Annotated in this window: 20 protein-coding genes; 16 read left to right on the plus strand and 4 right to left on the minus strand. The window is 71.4% G+C overall.

The genetic code is table 11. The features are described 5' to 3' along the window. The first annotated feature begins 149 nt into the window (after positions 1-149). Both EES43_RS23040 and EES43_RS23045 read left to right on the plus strand, forming a co-directional pair. A complete protein-coding gene (locus tag EES43_RS23040; RefSeq protein WP_124270475.1) occupies positions 150-1277 on the plus strand; it encodes a ferrochelatase in 1128 nt (375 codons plus the stop codon). A gap of 35 nt (positions 1278-1312) precedes the next feature. Further along, complete coding sequence (locus tag EES43_RS23045) at positions 1313-2113, plus strand: inositol monophosphatase family protein (RefSeq protein WP_124270476.1); 801 nt, start codon at positions 1313-1315, stop codon at positions 2111-2113. A 107-nt stretch (positions 2114-2220) separates the two neighbouring features. Here the strand turns inward: EES43_RS23045 and EES43_RS30735 are convergent, their stop codons facing one another. After that, positions 2221-2394: a hypothetical protein gene (locus EES43_RS30735; protein ID WP_164493226.1), complete on the minus strand. Its 174-nt coding sequence runs from the start codon at positions 2392-2394 to the stop codon at positions 2221-2223. 368 nt (positions 2395-2762) lie between these two features. Here EES43_RS30735 and EES43_RS23050 point away from each other — a divergent pair, with 368 nt between their 5' ends. From EES43_RS23050 to EES43_RS23065, 4 genes are all read left to right on the plus strand, one after another. After that, complete coding sequence (locus EES43_RS23050; RefSeq protein ID WP_124270477.1) at positions 2763-3416, plus strand: response regulator transcription factor; 654 nt, start codon at positions 2763-2765, stop codon at positions 3414-3416. 5 nt (positions 3417-3421) lie between these two features. Then, positions 3422-4654, plus strand: coding sequence for a sensor histidine kinase (locus tag EES43_RS23055; RefSeq protein ID WP_124270478.1), 1233 nt, complete (start codon positions 3422-3424; stop codon positions 4652-4654). 405 nt (positions 4655-5059) lie between these two features. After that, positions 5060-5356 (plus strand): DUF4193 domain-containing protein, encoded by a 297-nt coding sequence (locus EES43_RS23060; RefSeq protein ID WP_003965732.1) that lies wholly within the window; start codon positions 5060-5062, stop codon positions 5354-5356. A 12-nt stretch (positions 5357-5368) separates the two neighbouring features. Continuing rightward, a complete protein-coding gene (locus EES43_RS23065) occupies positions 5369-6328 on the plus strand; it encodes a hypothetical protein (protein WP_124270479.1) in 960 nt (319 codons plus the stop codon). Between the two features lie 15 nt (positions 6329-6343). Here the strand turns inward: EES43_RS23065 and EES43_RS23070 are convergent, their stop codons facing one another. Continuing rightward, on the minus strand, positions 6344-6802 hold the full coding sequence (locus EES43_RS23070; RefSeq protein WP_124270480.1) for a DUF3093 domain-containing protein: 459 nt from the start codon (positions 6800-6802) through the stop codon (positions 6344-6346). Positions 6803-6860: 58 nt separating this feature from the next. On the opposite strand from EES43_RS23070, the gene EES43_RS23075 reads away from it, so the two are divergent. From EES43_RS23075 to EES43_RS23105, 7 genes are all read left to right on the plus strand, one after another. Next, a complete protein-coding gene (locus EES43_RS23075; protein WP_124270481.1) occupies positions 6861-7445 on the plus strand; it encodes a PaaI family thioesterase in 585 nt (194 codons plus the stop codon). Continuing rightward, positions 7442-7972, plus strand: coding sequence for a dUTP diphosphatase (gene dut / locus EES43_RS23080; RefSeq protein ID WP_124270482.1), 531 nt, complete (start codon positions 7442-7444; stop codon positions 7970-7972). Before EES43_RS23075 ends, dut begins: the two co-directional genes overlap by 4 nt. Before the next feature lies 1 nt (position 7973). Next, positions 7974-8738, plus strand: coding sequence for a DUF3710 domain-containing protein (locus tag EES43_RS23085; protein WP_124270483.1), 765 nt, complete (start codon positions 7974-7976; stop codon positions 8736-8738). Positions 8739-9029: 291 nt separating this feature from the next. Next, positions 9030-11573 (plus strand): sensor histidine kinase, encoded by a 2544-nt coding sequence (locus EES43_RS23090; RefSeq protein ID WP_124270484.1) that lies wholly within the window; start codon positions 9030-9032, stop codon positions 11571-11573. Between the two features lie 81 nt (positions 11574-11654). Then, a complete protein-coding gene (locus EES43_RS23095) occupies positions 11655-12347 on the plus strand; it encodes a response regulator (RefSeq protein ID WP_124270485.1) in 693 nt (230 codons plus the stop codon). 211 nt (positions 12348-12558) lie between these two features. Then, the gene (locus EES43_RS23100; RefSeq protein WP_124272121.1) at positions 12559-12909 is read left to right on the plus strand and encodes an OB-fold nucleic acid binding domain-containing protein; all 351 of its coding nucleotides are present in this window, start codon (positions 12559-12561) and stop codon (positions 12907-12909) included. Between the two features lie 3 nt (positions 12910-12912). Then, entirely contained in the window at positions 12913-13674 is a 762-nt protein-coding gene (locus EES43_RS23105; RefSeq protein WP_124270486.1) for a DUF3159 domain-containing protein, read from the plus strand. Between the two features lie 106 nt (positions 13675-13780). On the opposite strand, the gene EES43_RS23110 is transcribed toward EES43_RS23105, so the two are convergent. Beyond that, positions 13781-14464: a potassium channel family protein gene (locus EES43_RS23110; RefSeq protein WP_124270487.1), complete on the minus strand. Its 684-nt coding sequence runs from the start codon at positions 14462-14464 to the stop codon at positions 13781-13783. Continuing rightward, entirely contained in the window at positions 14464-15132 is a 669-nt protein-coding gene (locus EES43_RS23115; RefSeq protein WP_124270488.1) for a potassium channel family protein, read from the minus strand. Before EES43_RS23115 ends, EES43_RS23110 begins: the two co-directional genes overlap by 1 nt. 321 nt (positions 15133-15453) lie before the next feature. On the opposite strand from EES43_RS23115, the gene EES43_RS23120 reads away from it, so the two are divergent. The 3 genes from EES43_RS23120 (at position 15454) to EES43_RS23130 (ending at position 20108) form a co-directional block, all read left to right on the plus strand. Then, entirely contained in the window at positions 15454-17502 is a 2049-nt protein-coding gene (locus tag EES43_RS23120; protein ID WP_124270489.1) for an APC family permease, read from the plus strand. A 383-nt stretch (positions 17503-17885) separates the two neighbouring features. Continuing rightward, on the plus strand, positions 17886-19214 hold the full coding sequence (locus EES43_RS23125; protein ID WP_124270490.1) for a class I SAM-dependent RNA methyltransferase: 1329 nt from the start codon (positions 17886-17888) through the stop codon (positions 19212-19214). A 531-nt stretch (positions 19215-19745) separates the two neighbouring features. Beyond that, the gene (locus EES43_RS23130; protein WP_124270491.1) at positions 19746-20108 is read left to right on the plus strand and encodes a hypothetical protein; all 363 of its coding nucleotides are present in this window, start codon (positions 19746-19748) and stop codon (positions 20106-20108) included. The last annotated feature ends 24 nt before the right edge of the window (positions 20109-20132 follow it).

Consider the following 20132-nt stretch of genomic DNA (forward strand, 5'->3'; position numbering starts at 1 on the left):
TGAGGACTCCGGTCAAGCCTGTCAGGGGTGCAGAGGGCTCATACAGCTTACGGGCGGGCGGGGGCCGGGAAAACCGGATTCCGGACGTCCGCCGGCGGCGTCGGATGTCGGTTGCCGCACCGCCGCCGGCGGGTGGCAGGATCGACGCCATGTCCGATCTGCGCGATCCCGCTCCTTACGACGCCCTGCTGCTGCTCTCCTTCGGCGGCCCCGAGGGCCCGGACGACGTGGTGCCGTTCCTGGCGAACGTGACCCGAGGCCGGGGCATCCCCGAGGAACGCCTGAAGGAGGTCGGCAAGCACTACTTCCTCTTCGGCGGGGTCAGCCCGATCAACGCGCAGAACCGCGCGCTGCTCGACGCCCTGCGCAAGGACTTCGCCGAGCACGGCCTGGACCTGCCGGTGTACTGGGGCAACCGCAACTGGGCGCCGTACCTGACCGACACCCTGCGCGAGATGTCCGCCGACGGACACCGCCGCATCGCCGTCCTGGCCACCAGCGCCTACGCCTCCTACTCCGGGTGCCGGCAGTACCGCGAGAACCTGGCCGAGTCGCTGGCCGTCCTGGAGGCCGAAGGACTCGCGGTGCCGCGGGTGGACAAGCTGCGCCACTACTTCAACCACCCCGGTTTCGTGGAGCCGATGGCCGACGGCGTGCTCGCCTCCCTGGCCGACCTGCCCGAGGACGTGAGGGCGGGCGCCCACCTCGCCTTCACCACCCACTCCATCCCGACCGCCGCCGCCGACGCCTCCGGCCCCCCGGAGGCACACGGCGACGGCGGCGCGTACGTCGCCGAACACCTCGACGTGGCCCGGCTGATCGTCGAGGCGGTGCGCGAGGCGACCGGCGTCGCGCACCCCTGGCAGCTCGTCTACCAGTCCCGCAGCGGGGCCCCGCACATCCCGTGGCTGGAACCCGACATCTGCGACCACCTGGAGAGCCTGCACGGCCAGGGCGTCCCGGCCGTCGTCATGGCGCCGATCGGCTTCGTCTCCGACCACATGGAGGTCCTGTACGACCTCGACACCGAGGCCACCGCGAAGGCCGCCGAACTCGGCCTGCCCGTCCGCCGCTCCGCCACGGTGGGCGACGACCCCCGCTTCGCCGCCGCGGTACGGGACCTCCTCCTGGAGCGGGCGGCGACCGAACGGGGGGCGCGGGCCACGCCGTGCGCGCTCGGCTCCCTCGGCCCCTCCCACGACGTCTGCCCGGTCGGCTGCTGCCCGGCCCGGGCCCCCAAGCCGGCCGCGGCGGGCGCCGACAGCCCGTACGCCTGACCCGTCCCGTACGCCCCGAGCCCCCTGGGAGCACCGTGACCGACCCCGCCCTCTCCGACCTGCTCGACCTGGCCCTGGAGGCCGCGCGCCGGGCCGGAGCCCTGCTGCGCGACGGACGCCCGGCCGACCTGGGGGTGGCCGCGACGAAGTCCAGTCCCATCGACGTGGTCACCGAGATGGACATCGCCGCCGAGAAGCTGATCACCGGCTACCTCTCCGAGCGCCGGCCCGACGACGGCATCCTCGGCGAGGAGGGCGCCAGCTCTGCCGGCAGCACCGGCATCCGCTGGGTCATCGACCCGCTCGACGGCACCGTCAACTACCTCTACGGGCTGCCCACCTGGGCGGTCTCCATCGCCGCCGAGCGCGACGGCGAGCGGGTCGTGGGCGTCGTCGAGGCCCCGATGCGGCGGGAGACCTACCAGGCAGTCCTGGGCGGCGGGGCCTGGGCGAACGGCACCGCCCTGCGCTGCCGCCCCGCACCGCCCCTGGACCAGGCGCTGGTCTCGACCGGCTTCAACTACGTCAGCCGGGTCCGCAGCCACCAGGCGGACGTGGCCCGGCAGCTGATCCCGCGGCTGCGGGACATCCGGCGCGGCGGTTCGGCGGCCGTGGACCTCTGCGACGTGGCGGCGGGCCGGCTGGACGGCTACTACGAACGCGGACTGCATCCGTGGGACCTGGCCGCGGGCGACCTCATCGCCAGGGAGGCGGGAGCGCTCACCGGCGGACGCCCCGGGCGGCCCGCCGACGGCGACCTGGCGGTGGCCGCCGTCCCCGGCGTCTTCGAACCCCTCCAGGCCGCTCTGGAGGAGCTGGGGGCCTGGCACGACTGATCCGGCCGCGGCGGGCGGCGCGCCGCCCCCCGGACGGCGCGGCCCCCGGACACAGCACAGGGCCCCGGACGTCTGGACAGCGTCCGGGGCCCTGCTTCACACGGGTGTCAGACGGTGGTCGCGCCGACCTCCACGCCGTGTTCGGCGGCGAGGCGGTGCAGATCCTCCAGCTCGCCCAGTTCGACGTCCGCGAGGAAGTCGTCGCCGCTCTCGCGGGCCCGGGTGAGGTCGGACTCGGTGCTCTTGATGCGTTGCAGGAGACCTGCGGTGAATGCGTCCATGATGCGCCCCCTCATCGTGGGTCGGTGGCACGGGGGTGTGCCCCTGGTCCCCTCCGGCAGGGGAGCCGGAGAGGCGGGTGATCGCGCAGCATCTCCGGGGAACGGAGCGGGTCGTGGCATGCCACGTGACTGGCGTGATCGCGGGTGTGAAGCCCTCTTCCCCACGCGAAGGCTCAGAGAAACCTCAACGGGACCGGAAAGCCGCCGCAACCCCGGCCGAGCGGTGCCCGGACGTCGTCTTACCGCCGGTTTACGCGCGTTGCGGGCAGGATGGAGGCGCACAGCCGGTGCTGCCGGCCGTGCCCGAGCGGCCCGCAGCGGGCCGCTCGCCTGTGAACCCATCGAAGGACCGAAGGAAGGACTGCGCCGTGCGCGTACTCGTCGTCGAGGACGAGCAGCTGCTCGCCGATGCGGTGGCCACCGGACTGCGCCGGGAGGCCATGGCCGTCGACGTCGTCTACGACGGGGCTGCGGCTCTGGAACGCGTCGGGGTCAACGACTACGACGTCGTCGTGCTGGACCGGGACCTGCCCCTGGTCCACGGGGACGACGTGTGCCGCAGGATCGTCGAGCTGGGCATGCCCACCCGGATCCTCATGCTGACCGCCTCCGGCGACGTCAGCGACCGGGTGGAGGGGCTGGAGCTGGGCGCGGACGACTACCTGCCCAAGCCCTTCGCCTTCAGCGAGCTGACCGCCCGGGTGCGCGCCCTCGGACGCCGTACGACGGTGGCGCTGCCGCCCGTCCTGGAGCGGGCCGGCATCAAGCTCGACCCCAACCGCCGCGAAGTCTTCCGCGGCGACACGGAGATCCAGCTCGCCCCGAAGGAGTTCGCGGTGCTGGAGGTCCTGATGCGCAGCGAGGGCGCCGTCGTCTCGGCGGAGCAGCTGCTGGAGAAGGCCTGGGACGAGAACACCGACCCCTTCACCAACGTGGTGCGGGTCACGGTCATGACGCTCCGCCGGAAGCTCGGCGAACCGCCCGTCATCGTCACCGTGCCCGGCTCCGGATACCGGATCTGAGGCCCGTGGCCGCCGGCCCGCCGCCCCCCGCCGCGCCTCCGAAGCCCACCTGGGAGCCCAAGCAGCAGGAGACCCCGTACCCGTGGCTGCGTCCGACCATCCGGATACGGCTCACGCTGCTGTACGGCGGGATGTTCCTGATCGCGGGCATCCTGCTGCTGTCGATCATCTACATGCTCGCCGCACAGGCCCTGCACGTCGGCAGCGAGCTGCCGTTCAAGATCGTCAGCGGGAACGTCACCAGCAACGTCTGCGACCTCCCGGAGAACGCCAGTCCCGACGCGTTCAACGCCGCCATGAACGCCTGCGTCAACAACCAGCGCAAACAGGCGCTGGACACCCTCCTGAACCGCTCCCTGCTCGCCCTGGTGGGGCTCAGCATCATCGCCTTCGCCTTCGGCTACGCCATGGCCGGCCGCGTGCTGTCCCCGCTCGGCCGGATCACCCGGACCGCGCGCAGGGTGGCCGGTACGGACCTGACCCGGCGCATCGAGCTGGACGGGCCGGACGACGAGCTCAAGGAGCTCGCGGACACCTTCGACGACATGCTGGACCGGCTGGAGCGGGCCTTCACCGCGCAGCAGCGGTTCGTCGGCAACGCCTCGCACGAGCTGCGCACGCCGCTGGCGATCAACCGCACGCTGCTGGAGGTCCACCTCTCCGATCCACAGGCCCCGCCCGAGCTCCAGCAGCTCGGCAAGACGTTGCTGGCCACCAACGAGCGCAGCGAGCAGCTGGTCGAGGGGCTGCTGCTGCTCGCCCGCAGCGACAACCAGATCATCGAGCGCAAACCCGTCGACCTCGCCGAGGTGGCCGAGCGCGCGATCGACCAGGCCCGCGCGGAGGCCGCGGCCAGGAAGGTGGAGGTGCGCGGGGAGCGGGCCGGCGCCGTCGTCCAGGGCAACGGGGTCCTGCTGGAGCGGATCGCTCTGAACCTCGTCCAGAACGCCGTGCGCTACAACGTGGCGGAGGGCGGCTGGGTGGAGGTCACCACCGAGCCGCGGCCGGGCCACGCCCTGCTCGTCGTGTCGAACACCGGGCCGGTGGTGCCGGCGTACGAGATCGACAACCTCTTCGAGCCGTTCCGGCGGCTGCGCACGGAGCGCACGGGCAGCGACAAGGGCGTCGGACTCGGCCTGTCGATCGCGCGATCCGTCGCGCGCGCCCACGGAGGCCGTATCATCGCGGAGCCCCGCGAGGGTGGTGGTCTTGTGATGCGCGTCACCCTGCCGGTCTGAACGGCTGCGCGATGCGACTCCGTGCCGTATCTCCATGTTCGCTTTGGGCGGAATTTTCGGGACCCGTTCCCGGGCGGGTCGTGTGTGATCGATCACAGGCCCGATTTTCCGTCGCTCTACGCTCCGTGATCATGCCTCCGCCGGAAAGCCGGGAATCGCCCGGGTTTTCGGGGGGTGTTATCACGGGAAGTACACGGGGTGGCACCCGTGAACCGCACCGCCGGGACCGTGTACGGTCCCCATCGCCACCCAAGCCGATCCTCGCCGAGGAGCCCGGTTGGGTGTCGATTGAGTAACAGACCTTGATGTGAGGCAAAATCTCCGCCTCAGGTCGGGCACAAGTCCGGCCTCTCACGCGTTACGTGCGCTGAGACACCCGCAGACACCCATGAGGGGGAGAGCGACATGGCAACGGATTACGACACCCCACGCAAGACCGACGACGACGTGGACCAGGACAGCCTCGAAGAGCTGAAGGCTCGTCGGAGCGACAAGACCGCGTCCGCCGTCGACGTCGACGAGTTCGACGCCGCCGAGGGCCTGGAACTGCCCGGCGCGGACCTCTCCAACGAGGAGCTGGCCGTCCGGGTGCTGCCCAAGCAGGCCGACGAGTTCACCTGCATGAGCTGCTTCCTGGTGCACCACCGCAGCCAGCTGGCCCGCGAGAAGAACGGTCAGCCCATCTGCCGCGACTGCGACTGAGGCCGGCCGGCCGTGGCAGGCGATACACCGTTCCGCAAGCGGCGCCCCTGGCGCCGGCACGGACCGGAGGCGAATCAGGGCGGTACGGGAGCGGCGGAGGGCGCGGGCGCGCCCGACGGCCACCCCGCCGCCCTGCCGGACCTCTCCGGTCTCACCGACGACGGGCGGGGCCGTTCGGCCTCGCTCGAAGCGGCCGGGGCGGCAGCGGCTCCGGGCCGCACGGGAGAGGCCGGCGCGGCGGAGGAGCCCGCGACCGGGGCCCGCCGCCTGGACGCGGTACGACGAGGCGTACGCAAGGGCGGGGAGAGCGCCAGGGCCATGGTCGGCCAGCTGGCCGACCGGATCATCGACATGGCTCCCCGCATCCCCGTACGCGACCTCGACACCCTGCGCAAGCAGTTCCCCGGGCTCGGGCCCGAGGAACTGGCCGACAAGCTGGTGGCGGGCGCGACCCGGGCCACCGGGACCGTCGGAGCGGGCATCGGCGCCGCGGCGATGATGCCCGTACCGCCCGCCATGCTCGCCGAGCTGGCGGCGGAGATCACCGGCGTCGCCGCCATCGAGATGAAGCTCGTCGCCGAGCTCCACGAGGTCTACGGCCGCCGCCCGCCGGGCAATCTCGCCCAGCGCAGCACCGCCTACCTGACGTCGTGGACCGAGGAACGCGGCATCGACGTCAGCAAGCCCACCACGCTCAACGCCGCCCTCGGCGGCCAGATGAAGCGCGAGCTGCGGCAGCAGATCATGAAGCGCACGGTGCGCGATCTGCCCAACCTGATCCCGTTCATGATCGGCGCGGCCGTCGGCGCCGTGATGAACCGCCGTGACACCCAGAAGCTCGCCGACCGCGTCCGCGCCGACCTGCGCAGGGACCAGGTGCCCTGGGCCCGCCTCGCGGAGCTGCCCCCGCTGGAGCAGCCCGCCCGCCCGGCCGAGCTGCCCAAGGAGATCGAGGGCCCCGGGCCCCGGTAGCGGCGCGCTGCCCGCTCAGGCCGCCGGCACGGCAGTCAGCGCCGCCGCCAGGCCCCGCGGGTCCCGGGTGGAGAGGAAGACGTACGGAGTCGGGTCGTCGGGGTCCGTGACCTCGATCCGCACCGCGGTCTCCACATAGCTGCGCAGCAGCATGAACGCCCGCGCGTCCGCCTTGTGCCTCCGCCAGGCCAGCGCCTCCTCGGCGTCCAGCACCTCGGGCTCGCCGAGCGCCGACAGCGGGATCCGCGCGTCGCCGGCCACCAGCGCCCCCGCCACCACCCGGATGCGGACGGAGCCGTAGTTGCTCACCAGGAGCGCCGTGGCGGCCGTCCCGCCGACCAGGCCGCCGAGCAGCGGCAGCGTGCCGAGCGGCAGGAGCATCAGCGCGCAGGAGACGCCCACTCCGAAGGCGATGAACCACCAGGACCGGGGCGCCGTGAGGCGTTCGTCGAAAGACGGTGCGGAAGGCTGCATGAAACCAAGCTTGGCACGGCGCGACCGGCGGTCCGCAGCGCGGGTAAGGTCTGCGCCTGTGAGTGGAACATCAGCAGGTCTGACACCTCCGGCCGACGCGGTCGCGCCGGTGCGGCACCCGGACGCCCCGGCCCCCGGTGAACTCCTCGGCGCGCACTACGAACACTGTTTCGGATGCGGAGGCGGGCAGCCGCACGGCCTGCACCTCCAGGCGCGCGCCGGCGAAGGCGTGAGCGTGACCGCCGAGTTCACCGTCAAGCCCGCCCACCAGGGCGCCCCCGGCCTCGCCCACGGCGGCGTACTGGCCACCGCCCTGGACGAGACCCTCGGCTCGCTGAACTGGCTGCTGCGCACGATCGCCGTCACCGGGCGGCTGGAGACCGACTACATCCGGCCGGTTCCCGTGGACACCGTGCTCCACTTCGACGCCCGCATCACCGCCGTCCACGGCCGGAAGATCTACTCCACGGCCACCGGCCGGATCGGCGGCCCCGACGGCCCCGTCGCCGTCCGCGCCGACGCCCTCTTCGTCGAGGTCAAGGTCGACCACTTCATCGACAACGGCCGGCCCGCCGAGATCCAGGCGGCCATGGCCGACCCGGACCAGGCCAGGCGAGCCCGCGCCTTCGAGGTGAACCCGTGACGCGCGAACCCGTCGACGTACTGATCCGCCGGATCGACCCGGAAGTCCCGATTCCGGCGTACGGGCACCCCGGCGACGCCGGGGCCGACCTGGTGACCACCGAGGCCGCGGAACTCGCTCCCGGCGAGCGCGCGGTTCTGCCCACCGGGGTTTCGATCGCCCTCCCGGACGGGTACGCCGCGTTCGTGCACCCGCGCTCCGGCCTCGCAGCACGCTGCGGAGTGGCCCTCGTGAATGCCCCAGGGACGGTCGATGCCGGGTACCGTGGAGAGATCAAGGTGATCGTGGTCAACCTCGATCCGCGCGAGAGCGTGCGGTTCGAACGGTTCGACCGGATTGCCCAATTGGTTGTCCAGCAGGTCGAGAAGGCGCGCTTCCACGAGGTGGCGGAACTTCCCGGCTCGGCGCGGGCCGAAGGGGGCTTCGGGTCCACCGGCGGCCACGCGTCGGTGGACGGCGCCGAGGGCGGGATCACCCGCGGTGGGAACAGCTACGCTTCGGTCGTATCCGACCGGGAAGGACAGTGACGTGTTCGGACGTCGCAAGAAGAGTGGTTCCGCCGAGGACGAGGCGGACGAGGTGCGCGAGGCCGAGCAGGTCGCCGACGGTACCGAGGACGCCGCGCCGGGCGCCCGGCGGATGAATCTTCCGCCGGCTCCCCGGCCGGACGGGCCCTGGGACCTCTCCGAGGTCTCCCAGCCCGGCGAGGGCCGGGTCGATCTGGGCGGCATCTTCGTGCCCGGGGTCGAGGGCATGGAACTGCGCGTGGAGGTGGCCGGGGACGCGATCGTCGCCGCCACGGTGGTGCTGCGCGACAGCGCCGTCCAGTTGCAGGCCTTCGCCGCGCCCAAGAAGGAGGGCATCTGGGGCGAGGTGCGCGACGAGATCGCCTCGGGCATCACCCAGCAGGGCGGCGTCATCGACGAGGTCGAGGGACCGCTGGGCTGGGAGCTGCGCGCGCAGGTCCCCGTACAGCTCCCGGACGGCGCGAACGGCGTCCAGCTGGTGCGTTTCGTCGGAGTCGACGGACCGCGGTGGTTCCTGCGCGGAGTGATCTCCGGCCAGGGCGCCGTGCAGCCGGAAGCCGCGGGCCTCCTGGAGACGGTCTTCCGGGACACCGTCGTGGCCCGCGGGGACGGCCCGATGGCGCCGCGCGACCCGATCGTCCTCAAGCTCCCCAACGACGCGCAGATGGTCCCCGAGGGCGTCCAGCAGGAGGACCAGGAGAGCTCGAAGTTCTCCGGCGGCATGGGCCAGCTCCAGCGCGGACCCGAGATCACCGAGGTCCGCTAGGGCCGCCGGGTCCGGCCCCGGCCGGCCCGACCCACCGCGACGCCCGCCGGTCCCCGTACCGGCGAACGGGCCGCACCCCCGCCCGGGGTGCGGCCCGTCGGCGTCCCCGGGAAGGGCACCGGCCGACGGCGGTGCGGCCCCGCGAAGGCATCAGGGTTGCGTCAAGACGGCTCCCACCAGCGCTCCCGGCCCCGAATGGCGCAGCCGCGCGGAGTAGCGTCGTCGCAGGCAGCCGCACCGGGCGCCACCGGCCGTCGCGAACTCGGCCGGACGGAAGAAGACAATGGGGCCATGGGACGCGGCACACTCCGGATCTACCTGGGCGCGGCACCGGGCGTCGGCAAGACGTACGCGATGCTCTCCGAGGCCCACCGCAGGGTCGAGCGCGGCACCGACTGCGTGGTGGCCTTCGTGGAGCACCACGACCGGCCGCGCACCGAGGTGATGCTGCACGGCCTCGAACAGGTCCGGCGCAGCGAGATCCCCTACCGCTCCACCGTCTTCACCGAGATGGACGTCGACGCCGTCCTGGAGCGCGCCCCCGCCGTCGCCCTGGTGGACGAGCTGGCGCACACCAACGTCCCGGGCTCCCGCAACGCCAAGCGCTGGCAGGACGTCGAGGAACTGCTCAAGGCCGGCATCGACGTCATATCGACGGTCAACATCCAGCACCTCGAATCGCTCGGCGACGTCGTCGAGTCGATCACCGGAGTCCGCCAGCGCGAGACCGTCCCGGACGAGGTGGTCCGCCGGGCCGACCAGATAGAGCTGGTCGACATGTCGCCCCAGGCGCTGCGCCGCCGGATGGCCCACGGCAACATCTACAAGCCCGACAAGCTCGACGCCGCCCTGTCGAACTACTTCCGCCCCGGCAACCTCACCGCCCTGCGCGAGCTGGCCCTGCTCTGGGTCGCCGACCGGGTCGACGAATACCTCCAGCAGTACCGGGGCGAGCACGACATCCGCAGCACCTGGCAGGCCCGCGAACGCATCGTCGTGGGGCTGACCGGCGGCCCCGAGGGCCGCACCCTCATCCGCCGCGCCTCCCGTATGGCCGCCAAGGGCTCCGGCAGCGAGATCCTGGCGGTCTACATCGCCCGCAGCGACGGCCTGACCTCTGCCTCGCCCAAGGAGCTGGCCGTCCAGCGCACCCTGGTCGAGGACCTCGGCGGCACCTTCCACCACGTCATCGGCGACGACATACCCGCGGCCCTCCTCGCGTTCGCCCGCGGTGTCAACGCCACCCAGATCGTCCTCGGCTCCAGCCGCCGCAAGACCTGGCAGTACATCTACGGCCCCGGCGTCGGCGTCACCGTCGCCCGCGAGTCCGGCCCCGACCTGGACGTCCACATCGTCACGCACGAGGAGGTCGCCAAGGGGCGCGGACTGCCGATCGCCCGCGGCGCTCGGCTCGGACGGGCCCGGATCGTCTGGGGCTGGCTCGTGGGCGTGGTCGGCTCGTGTCTGCTCGCCGTCCTGCTGAGCAGCCTGGAGAACGGTCCCGGCCTCGCCAACGACGTCCTGCTCTTCCTCTTCCTGACGGTCGTGGCCGCCCTGCTCGGCGGACTGCGCCCCGCCCTGGCCTCGGCCGCCGTGGGCTGCCTGCTCCTGAACTACTGGTTCACGCCGCCCACCCACACCCTGACCGTGCAGGACCCGGAGAACTTCGTCGCCATCGTGATCTTCTTCGCGGTCGCGGTGTCCGTCGCCTCCGTCGTCGACCTCGCGGCCCGGCGCACCCACCAGGCGGCACGGCTGCGCGCCGAATCGGAGATCCTCTCCTTCCTGGCGGGCAGCGTGCTGCGCGGCGAGACCGCCCTGGACGCCCTGCTGGAGCGGGTGCGGGAGACCTTCGCCATGGAGTCCGTCGCCCTGCTGGAGCGCACCAGCGACGTCGACCCGTGGACCTGTGCGGGGTCGGTCGGTCCGGCCCCGGTGACCCGACCCGAGGACGCCGACGTGGACATGCCGGTGGGCGACCACATGGCCCTCGCGCTCTCCGGCCGCGTGCTGCCGGCCGAGGACCGCCGGGTGCTCGGCGCGTTCGCGGCCCAGGCCGCCGTCGTCCTGGACCGCCAGCGCCTGGTCGGCGAGGCCGAACAGGCCCGCAGGCTCGCCGAGGGCAACCGGATCAGGACCGCGCTCCTGGCCGCCGTGAGCCACGACCTGCGCACCCCGCTCGCGGCCATCAAGGCGGCCGTCAGCTCCCTGCGCTCCGACGACGTCGCCTGGTCCGAGGAGGACGAGGCGGAGCTGCTGGAGGGCATCGAGGACGGCGCCGACCGGCTCGACCACCTGGTGGGCAACCTGCTGGACATGTCCCGCCTCCAGACCGGCACCGTGACCCCGCTGATCCGCGAGATCGACCTCGACGAGGTCGTGCCGATGGCGCTCGGCGGCGTCCCCGAGGGCAGCGTCGAACTCGACATCCCCGAGACGCTGCCCATGGTCGCCGTGGACCCGGGGCTGCTGGAGCGGGTCGTCGCCAACATCGTCGAGAACGCCGTCAAGTACAGCTCGGCCGGGGACCCCGTCGCCGTCGCCGCGAGCGCGCTGGGCGAACGCGTCGAGCTGCGGGTCGTGGACCGCGGCCGGGGCGTGCCCGACGAGGCCAAGGAGCGGATCTTCGAACCGTTCCAGCGCTACGGCGACGCCCCGCGCGGCGCCGGAGTCGGCCTCGGCCTCGCCGTCTCCCGCGGCTTCGCCGAGGCGATGGGCGGCACCCTCGACGCCGAGGACACCCCGGGCGGCGGGCTCACCATGGTCCTCACGCTCCCCGCGGCCCGGGGGCTCATCCCGGTCGGCGCCGACCTGCCCGCCCAGGTCACCTCGTGAGGTACCGCCCCCCGCCCCCGCCCCGTGCGGCGACTTCCCCCCCCGCAGCAACTCTCCGTACAGCAGAAAGGCAGGTCCGCGATGACCAGGGTGCTTGTGGTCGACGACGAGCCGCAGATCGTTCGCGCCCTCGTGATCAACCTGAAGGCCCGCAAGTACGAGGTCGACGCCGCGCCCGACGGGGCGACCGCCCTCCAGCTCGCCGCCGCCCGCCATCCCGACGTCGTCGTCCTGGACCTCGGACTGCCCGACATGGACGGCGTCGAGGTGATCAGGGGGCTGCGGGGCTGGACGCGGGTGCCGATCCTCGTCCTCTCCGCGCGCCAGACCTCCGACGAGAAGGTCGAGGCGCTGGACGCGGGGGCCGACGACTACGTGACCAAGCCCTTCGGCATGGACGAGCTGCTGGCCCGGCTGCGCGCCTCGGTACGCCGCGCCGAGCCGGTGGGCCAGGACGGCGGCGACGACGTGGCGCTCGTCGAGACGGACGGTTTCACCGTCGACCTGGCGGCGAAGAAGGTGCACCGGGGAGGTCGCGACGTACGCCTCACCCCCACCGAATGGCACCTGCTGGAGGTCCTCGTCCGCAACGGAGGCCGCCTGGTCAGCCAGAAACAGCTCCTCCAGGAGGTCTGGGGCCCCTCCTACGGCACGGAGACCAACTACCTGCGGGTCTACATGGCCCAACTGCGGCGGAAGCTGGAGGCGGACCCCTCGCACCCGCGGCACTTCGTCACCGAGCCGGGCATGGGGTACCGCTTCGAGCGCGAGTGAGCCCCGGCGCGGTTTCCGTGGGCGCACCGCCGGGGCGCCCGGGAACGCCGGGCGGCGGCAACCTGCCGCCCCATCGATCTGTCACCTGATCGGGTGGTTCTCGGCGGCCTCCGCTGTCGCCGCGCGAGACCGGTACCCTTCGCTTATGAGTGCTGTTTCCCGACCCGGGAAGGCCCAGAGGGCGGAGAGGCCGTCCGGGCGCTTCCGCCGTATGCTCGACCGGCTCTCCAGCTCCCAGCAGGACCTGGAGTCCGAGGAGCTGCGGGAGGACGCGCAGGCCACCGGATGCACCCGTATCTCGGAGTGCTCCGACCGCCAGATCGTGAAGGTGGCTGGTACGTTGCGGACCGTCACCCTCCGTCCCCGGGCCGGAGTGCCCGCCCTGGAGGCGGAGCTCTTCGACGGCACCGAGCCGTTGGACGTGGTCTGGCTCGGCCGGCGCTCCATCGTCGGCATAGAACCCGGCCGCAGGATCATCGCCTCGGGCCGGGTCGCCATGAGCCACGGGCGACGGGTGCTGTTCAACCCCACATACGAACTCCGACCGCTCGGCAAGGAGTAGCCGGTGACGTCTCTCGACAAGCCGACGTCCGACACGGACCCGAACCACCGCACCGAACAGCAGGACGCCGAGGCCAAGGCGGTCACCGAGGCCGCGCTCTTCGAGGCGTTCGGCGGCGTGCGCGGCATGGTGGAGACAGTCCTTCCCGGGCTGCTCTTCGTCACGATCTTCACCATCAACAAGGACCTGCACACCTCGGCGATCGCGGCCCTGGCCGTGTCGCTGGCACTGGTCGCCGTACGGCTGGTCCGCAAGGACACCGTCAAGCACGCCTTCAGCGGCGTCTTCGGCGTCGCCTTCGGCGTCGTCTTCGCGATGATGACGGGCAACGCCAAGGACTTCTACCTGCCGGGCATGCTCTACACGCTCGGCCTCGCGCTGGCCTACCTGATCACCACGCTGGCCGGCGTCCCGCTGATCGGCCTCATCCTCGGCCCCGTCTTCAAGGAGAACCTCTCCTGGCGGACCCGCAATCCGGGCCGTAAGAAGGCGTACACCAAGGCGAGTTACGCCTGGGGCCTGATCCTGCTCGCCAAGTGCGCGATCCTCTTCCCGCTGTACTGGTGGGCCGACACCACCCAGCTCGGCTGGGTGCTCGTCGCGCTGAAGATCCCGCCCTTCCTGCTCGCGGTCTACCTGACCTGGGTCTTCCTCGCCAAGGCGCCGCCGCCGATCGACGTCTTCGCCGAGATGGAGGCCGAGGAACAGGCGGAGAAGGAGCGCAAGGCGCAGGCCGCGGCGGCCCTGCGCGACCCCGAGGTCTGATCCTCCCGCGCGCCGGTCGCGCGGGGGTGCACGGACCGCCGTCGTACGAGAGGGGCCCGGAACCGCACAGCGGTTCCGGGCCCCTCTCGCTGCGCGCGGCTCCCGGTCAGTCGTCCGCCTCCGCGGGGTCGCGGCGGACCGACAACAGGTCCTCCAACTGCTCCTCGCGCGCCTGCGCGGCCACGAACAGCAGCTCGTCACCGGCCTCCAGCGTCTCCTCGGGGCTCGGCGTCAGCACCCGCGTACCGCGGATGATCGTCACCAGCGAGGTGTCCTGCGGCCACGCCACCTCCGCGACCGGCGTGCCGGCCAGCGCGGACTCCGGCGGCAGCGTCAGCTCCACCAGGTTGGCGTCGCCGTGGCTGAAGCGCAGCAGCCGGACCAGATCGCCGACGCTCACCGCCTCCTCCACCAGCGCCGACATCAGGCGCGGGGTCGAGACGGCGACGTCCACGCCCCAGGACTCGTTGAAGAGCCATTCGTTCTTCGGGTTGTTGACCCGCGCCACCACGCGCGGAACCCCGTACTCGGTCTTGGCGAGCAGCGAGACGACCAGGTTCACCTTGTCGTCCCCGGTCGCCGCGATCACCACGTTGCACCGCTGCAGCGCGGCCTCGTCGAGCGAGGTGATCTCGCACGCGTCCGCGAGCAGCCACTCGGCCATCGGGACCCGCTCCACCGAGATGGCGGTCGGCGCCTTGTCGATGAGCAGCACCTCGTGCCCGTTCTCCAGCAGCTCGGCGGCGATGGAACGGCCCACCGCGCCCGCCCCGGCAATCGACACACGCATCAGTGACCGCCCTCCTCGGGGCCCTCGGCGAAGGCCTCTTCGACCTTGGCGATCTCGCCCGTGCGCATCATCACGTGGACGAGGTCGCCCTCCTGGAGAACGGTCTGCGACGTCGGCAGTATGGCCTCGCCCAACCGGGTGAGGAAGGCGACGCGGACGCCCGTCTCCTCCTGGAGCGTGCTGATCTTGTGGCCGATCCAGGACGGCGTCGTGTGCACCTCGGCGAGCTGCACCCCTCCGCTCGGGTCGCGCCACAGCGGCTCGGCTCCCGACGGCAGCAGCCGCCGCAGCATCTGGTCGGCCGTCCAGCGGACCGTCGCCACGGTGGGGATGCCCAGACGCTGGTAGACCTCCGCGCGACGGGGGTCGTAGATCCGGGCCGCGACGTTCTCGATGCCGAACATCTCGCGGGCCACCCGGGCCGCGATGATGTTCGAGTTGTCGCCGCTGCTGACGGCGGCGAAGGCTCCGGCCTCCTCGATCCCCGCCTCGCGGAGGGTGTCCTGGTCGAACCCCACCCCGGTCACCCGGCGTCCGCCGAAGCCGGAGCCCAGGCGCCGGAACGCGGTCGGGTCCTGGTCGATCACCGCGACCGTGTGCCCTTGCTGCTCCAGGGTCTGCGCGAGCGCGGCTCCGACTCGACCGCAGCCCATGATGACGATGTGCACCGTGCGCCTACCTCGCCGTCCTGATCATCCGGCTGACCTGCGAAAACACCCTGCTCACACTTCTCTCTCAGCTTGCCGGGCAAACAACGGGGCACATGCCTGCGGCCTTGCCCGACACGAGCTTATGCGGCTGCGCGGACATTCCCTCATCCGCCTGTCCTATCAGCTGGACAATCCGGCAAAGGGGGAGTAAAAACGTGTGCCGCGCGCGCAAGGATTCCGTTAAGGATTGCGTGGTTTCCTGCTCTGACCGCAGGAGATTGCCAGCCCACGGCGTTTGGGCGTCCTCGCCCGGTGCGCGATCCGCTTACGATCCTCAGCGTGTCCAAACTGACCGACGTGCCCAAACGGATCCTGATCGGCCGGGCGCTGCGCAGCGACAAGCTGGGGGAGACCTTTCTTCCCAAGCGCATCGCGCTTCCCGTCTTCGCCTCCGACCCGCTGTCCTCGGTGGCGTACGCACCAGGGGAAGTGCTCCTCGTGCTGTCCATCGCGGGGGTGTCGGCGTACCACTTCAGCCCCTGGATCGCGCTCGCCGTCGTCGTCCTCATGTTCACGGTGGTCGCCTCCTACCGGCAGAACGTCCACGCCTACCCGAGCGGCGGCGGCGACTACGAGGTCGCCACCACCAACCTGGGACCGCGGGCCGGACTGACCGTCGCCAGCGCCCTGCTGGTCGACTACGTCCTGACGGTCGCCGTGTCGATCTCCTCCGGTGTGGAGAACCTCGGCTCCGCCGTCCCCTTCGTCGTGGAGCACAAGACGCTCAGCGCCGTCGTGGCGATCGTGCTGCTGACCCTGATGAACCTGCGGGGCGTCAAGGAGTCCGGGAAGCTGTTCGCCATCCCCACCTACCTGTTCGTGGCGGGCGTCTTCGCCATGATCCTGTGGGGCGCGTTCCGGGGACTGGTCCTCGGCGAGACGATGCACGCGCCGACCTCGGAGTTGGAGATCAAGCCCGAGCACCAGGGAATCGCCGGCTTCGCCCTGGTCTTCCTGCTGCTGCGCGCGTTCTCCTCCGGTTGCGCCGCCCTCACCGGCGTCGAGGCGATCAGCAACGGCGTCCCGGCCTTCCGCAAGCCGAAGAGCAGGAACGCCGCGACGACACTCGCCCTGATGGGCCTGCTCGCCGTCACCATGTTCTGCGGCATCATCGGGCTCGCCCTGGCCACCGACGTCAAGATGGCCGAGAACCCGGCGAAGGACCTGATCCGCGACGGCGCCGCCGTCGGCGACAGCTTCATCCAGGACCCGGTGATCTCCCAGGTCGCCGCCGCCGTCTTCGGCGACGGATCGTTTCTCTTCATCGTCCTCGCCGCGGCCACCGCACTGGTCCTGTTCCTGGCCGCGAACACCGCGTACAACGGCTTCCCGCTCCTCGGCTCGATCCTCGCCCAGGACCGCTACCTGCCGCGGCAGTTGCACACGCGCGGCGACCGGCTCGCCTTCTCCAACGGCATCGTCCTGCTGGCCGGCGCCGCCATCCTGCTGGTCGTGGTCTACGGGGCGGACTCCACCCGTCTGATCCAGCTCTACATCGTCGGCGTCTTCGTGTCGTTCACCCTCAGCCAGACCGGCATGGTGCGGCACTGGAACCGCCACCTGAGCACGGAGCAGGACCCGGCCAAGCGCCGCCACATGGTCCGCTCCCGGGCGATCAACGCCTTCGGCGCCTTCTTCTGCGGTCTGGTCCTCGTGATCGTGCTCGCCACCAAGTTCTCCCACGGAGCGTGGGTCGCCCTGCTCGGCATGGTGATCTTCTACGGCACCATGAGCGCGATCCGCCGGCACTACGACCGCGTCGCCCAGGAGATCGCCGCCGACGAGACGCCGACCGACGAGAGCCTGCGGCCCTCCCGCGTCCACGCCATCGTGCTGGTCTCCAAGCTCCACCGCCCGACCCTGCGCGCCCTCGCCTACGCGAAGCTGATCCGCGCCGACCACTTGGAGGCGCTGTCCATCAGCGTCGACCCGGACGAGACCAAGGCGCTGCGCGACGACTGGGAGAAGCGGGGCGTCAACGTACCGCTCAAGATCCTCGACTCGCCCTACCGCGAGGTGACCCGCCCGGTCATCGACTACGTGAAGAGCCTGCGCCGGGAGAGCCCGCGCGACGTGGTCAGCGTCTACATCCCGGAGTACGTGGTCGGCCACTGGTACGAGCACCTGCTGCACAACCAGAGCGCGCTGCGGCTCAAGGGCCGGCTGCTGTTCACACCGGGCGTGATGGTGACGTCGGTGCCGTACCAGCTCCAGTCGTCGGAGGCGGCGAGGAAGCGGGCGCGCAGGCGCGCGGAGTGGAACGCTCCGGGCGCGGTCCGCAGGGGCCCGGTGGAGCGGCGCCCGAAGGAGCCGGCCCGCAAGGACTGAGAAAGGGCGATCGGCCGACGGCGGTCGCGGGAGACCCGGCGTGTCGGCCGAGCAGGGGCAGGGAGCGGTCGGGCGGAGGAACGGCGGACCGAGGCCCTGAGGCCCCGAGGCCCCGAGGCTTGTGAGGACCGGCGGACCGAGGCCATGAGGACATGAGGCTGTGAGGACCGGCGGACCGAGGCCAAGAGGACATGAGGCAGGCGCGGCGCACGGGCTCCGGCGCTCCCCGCTCGTGGTAAGCGCTCCGGCGGCCGACACGTAGACTGGTGGGCTGCTGTCCGGCCGCACGCCGGCTGCCCGCTCGACTGCCTGTACGACCGCTAGCTTGCTCGTCGGCTCGCCCGATCGCCTGCTTGCCCTCATGACCTCTGGAGCCTCCCCTCATGCAGAACGAATCCGCGTCGTCGCTGGTCGGGGAGGAGTACGAGGTCGAGGTCGGGCCCGTCGCGCACGGCGGCCACTGCATCGCCCGTACCGCCGAGAACCAGGTGCTCTTCGTCCGCCACACCCTGCCGGGCGAGAAGGTGATCGCCAAGGTCACGGACGGGGACACCGATTCCCGCTTTCTGCGGGCCGACGCGGTACGGATCATCGAGCCGTCCAAGGACCGCGTCGAGGCTCCCTGCCCGTACGCCGGTCCCGGAATGTGCGGAGGCTGCGACTGGCAGCACGCGAAGCCCGGTGCGCAGCGCCGCCTCAAGGGCGAGGTGATCGCCGAACAGCTGTGGCGGCTGGCGGGGCTCACTCCCGAGGAGGCCGGCTGGGACGGCACGGTCATGCCGGCGGAGGGCGACAAGCTGCCGCCGGGGGAGGTCCCGGCCTGGCGCACCCGCGTCCAGTACGCCATCGACGAGGACGGCCGGGTGGGCCTGCGCAAGCACCGCTCGCACGACGTCCAGCCGATCGACCACTGCCTGATCGCCGCACCGGGCGTCTCCGAACTGGGCGTCGAGAAGCGGGAGTGGCCGCAACTGGCGGGCGTGGAGGCGATCACCGCCACGGGTTCGCACGACCGCCAGGTCATCCTCACTCCGAAGCCGGGCGGCCGGCTCCCGCTCGTCGAGCTGGACAAGCCGGTCTCCGTGCTCCGGGTGGAGGAGCACGACGGCGGCGTACACCGCGTGCACGGCCGCGCGTTCGTCCGCGAACGGGCCGACGACCGCACGTACCGCGTCGGCTCCGGCGGCTTCTGGCAGGTCCACCCGCAGGCGGCGAACACGCTGGTCCGCGCGGTGATGCAGGGCCTGCTGCCGCGCAAGAACGACACGGCGCTCGACCTGTACTGCGGGGTGGGCCTGTTCGCCGGCGCGATCGGTCAGCGGATCGGCGAGAAGGGCGCGGTGCTGGGCATCGAGTCCGGCAAGCGCGCGGTCGAGGACGCCCGCCACAACCTGAAGGACCTGGACCGGGTCCGCATCGAACAGGGCAAGGTCGACCAGGTGCTGCCGCGCACGGGCATCACGGAGTGCGACCTGATCGTCCTGGACCCGCCGCGCGCGGGCGCGGGCAGGCAGGTCGTCAAGCACCTGTCGAACCTGGGCGCCCGCCGCATCGCGTACGTGGCCTGCGACCCGGCGGCCCTGGCACGCGACCTGGCGTACTTCCGGGAGGGGGGGTACGGGGTGCGGACGCTGCGGGCTTTCGATCTGTTTCCGATGACCCACCATGTGGAGTGCGTTGCCATCCTTGAACCGGTCGCAAAGGGCACCTGACCTGCGGTTTTGTCCGTGCGCATTATGTGCGGTGTGGGCGTTACGGGCGATATCTTGACGCCGAAATGACGCTCGTGCCGCTCATTTGACGCTCGTTCTGATGGGGTCTCAGGTGCTCTGAAGTGCAGGTCAGCCGCGCAGCAGTAAGCCGGTCGAGGGCTGACGTGTTGCCGTCAGACCCCCACGGAGTGGAGGGCAAGGTCGGGCGCTCGGGTTCGCCGACGCCATAGACGGATGCGAGACGCGAAAGACGAAGAGATCTTCAGCTGTCGTTCCTGATGCTGGCCTCCGGATCCCGAGTGGGTGTCGTATGTAGCACTGCGCGTCTACCGAGGTGCTTTGCATCACGCGCTTAGCAACGAATTGCCCGTGCTCATGCGTCTCAGCAGATATTCTCCTGCCAGCAGACAGCAAAATGGGGGAGGGCTGGTTGCATGCGGTTCGTCTTCGTTCACGGGACTGGCGTGCGCCGTGAACGCTTCGACCAGTTGGCCACTCTTGTCGCCTCGGGGTTGACCGCGCGCTTCCCCGATGCACAACTGGTGCCCTGTTACTGGGGGCGACGCCTATGGCGCGAAGCTCAGCGCGGGTGGTGCCTCGATCCCGGGGTTCGACGGTGTTCGTGGCACGGCGGCTGCCAGCCCGCTCGACCAAGAGACCGCAGAGTGGCTGCTGCTGACGGACCCGCTCTGTGAGTTGCGGGTGCTGGCCGAGTCAGCTGCGGATGACGACGACGGACTGCGCATGCCGGGCGTCCGAGCCGGAGGCGAGGAGATCGCCGACCGACTCGCCAAGCTGCAAGGCGACCTGCCGCCCAGCGAACTGACTCCGTTGCTCCACTCCACGGGCATCGCGGCCAGTTACCCAGCAGCCCTGGAAACCGTAGTGTCCTGAGTCGTAAGTTTGCGGGTGCTCGTA

Source organism: Streptomyces sp. ADI96-02 (genome assembly GCF_003846185.1).
Lineage (GTDB): Bacteria > Actinomycetota > Actinomycetes > Streptomycetales > Streptomycetaceae > Streptomyces.

Coding starts and splice junctions, on each gene's coding strand:
- EES43_RS23040 (WP_124270475.1), top strand. CDS start 150: ATGTCCGATCTGCGCGATCCCGCTCCTTACGACGCCCTGCTGCTGCTC.
- EES43_RS30735 (WP_164493226.1), bottom strand. CDS start 2,394: ATGGACGCATTCACCGCAGGTCTCCTGCAACGCATCAAGAGCACCGAG.
- EES43_RS23060 (WP_003965732.1), top strand. CDS start 5,060: ATGGCAACGGATTACGACACCCCACGCAAGACCGACGACGACGTGGAC.
- EES43_RS23070 (WP_124270480.1), bottom strand. CDS start 6,802: ATGCAGCCTTCCGCACCGTCTTTCGACGAACGCCTCACGGCGCCCCGG.
- EES43_RS23090 (WP_124270484.1), top strand. CDS start 9,030: ATGGGACGCGGCACACTCCGGATCTACCTGGGCGCGGCACCGGGCGTC.
- EES43_RS23095 (WP_124270485.1), top strand. CDS start 11,655: ATGACCAGGGTGCTTGTGGTCGACGACGAGCCGCAGATCGTTCGCGCC.
- EES43_RS23100 (WP_124272121.1), top strand. CDS start 12,559: ATGCTCGACCGGCTCTCCAGCTCCCAGCAGGACCTGGAGTCCGAGGAG.
- EES43_RS23110 (WP_124270487.1), bottom strand. CDS start 14,464: ATGCGTGTGTCGATTGCCGGGGCGGGCGCGGTGGGCCGTTCCATCGCC.
- EES43_RS23125 (WP_124270490.1), top strand. CDS start 17,886: ATGCAGAACGAATCCGCGTCGTCGCTGGTCGGGGAGGAGTACGAGGTC.
- EES43_RS23130 (WP_124270491.1), top strand. CDS start 19,746: ATGCACAACTGGTGCCCTGTTACTGGGGGCGACGCCTATGGCGCGAAG.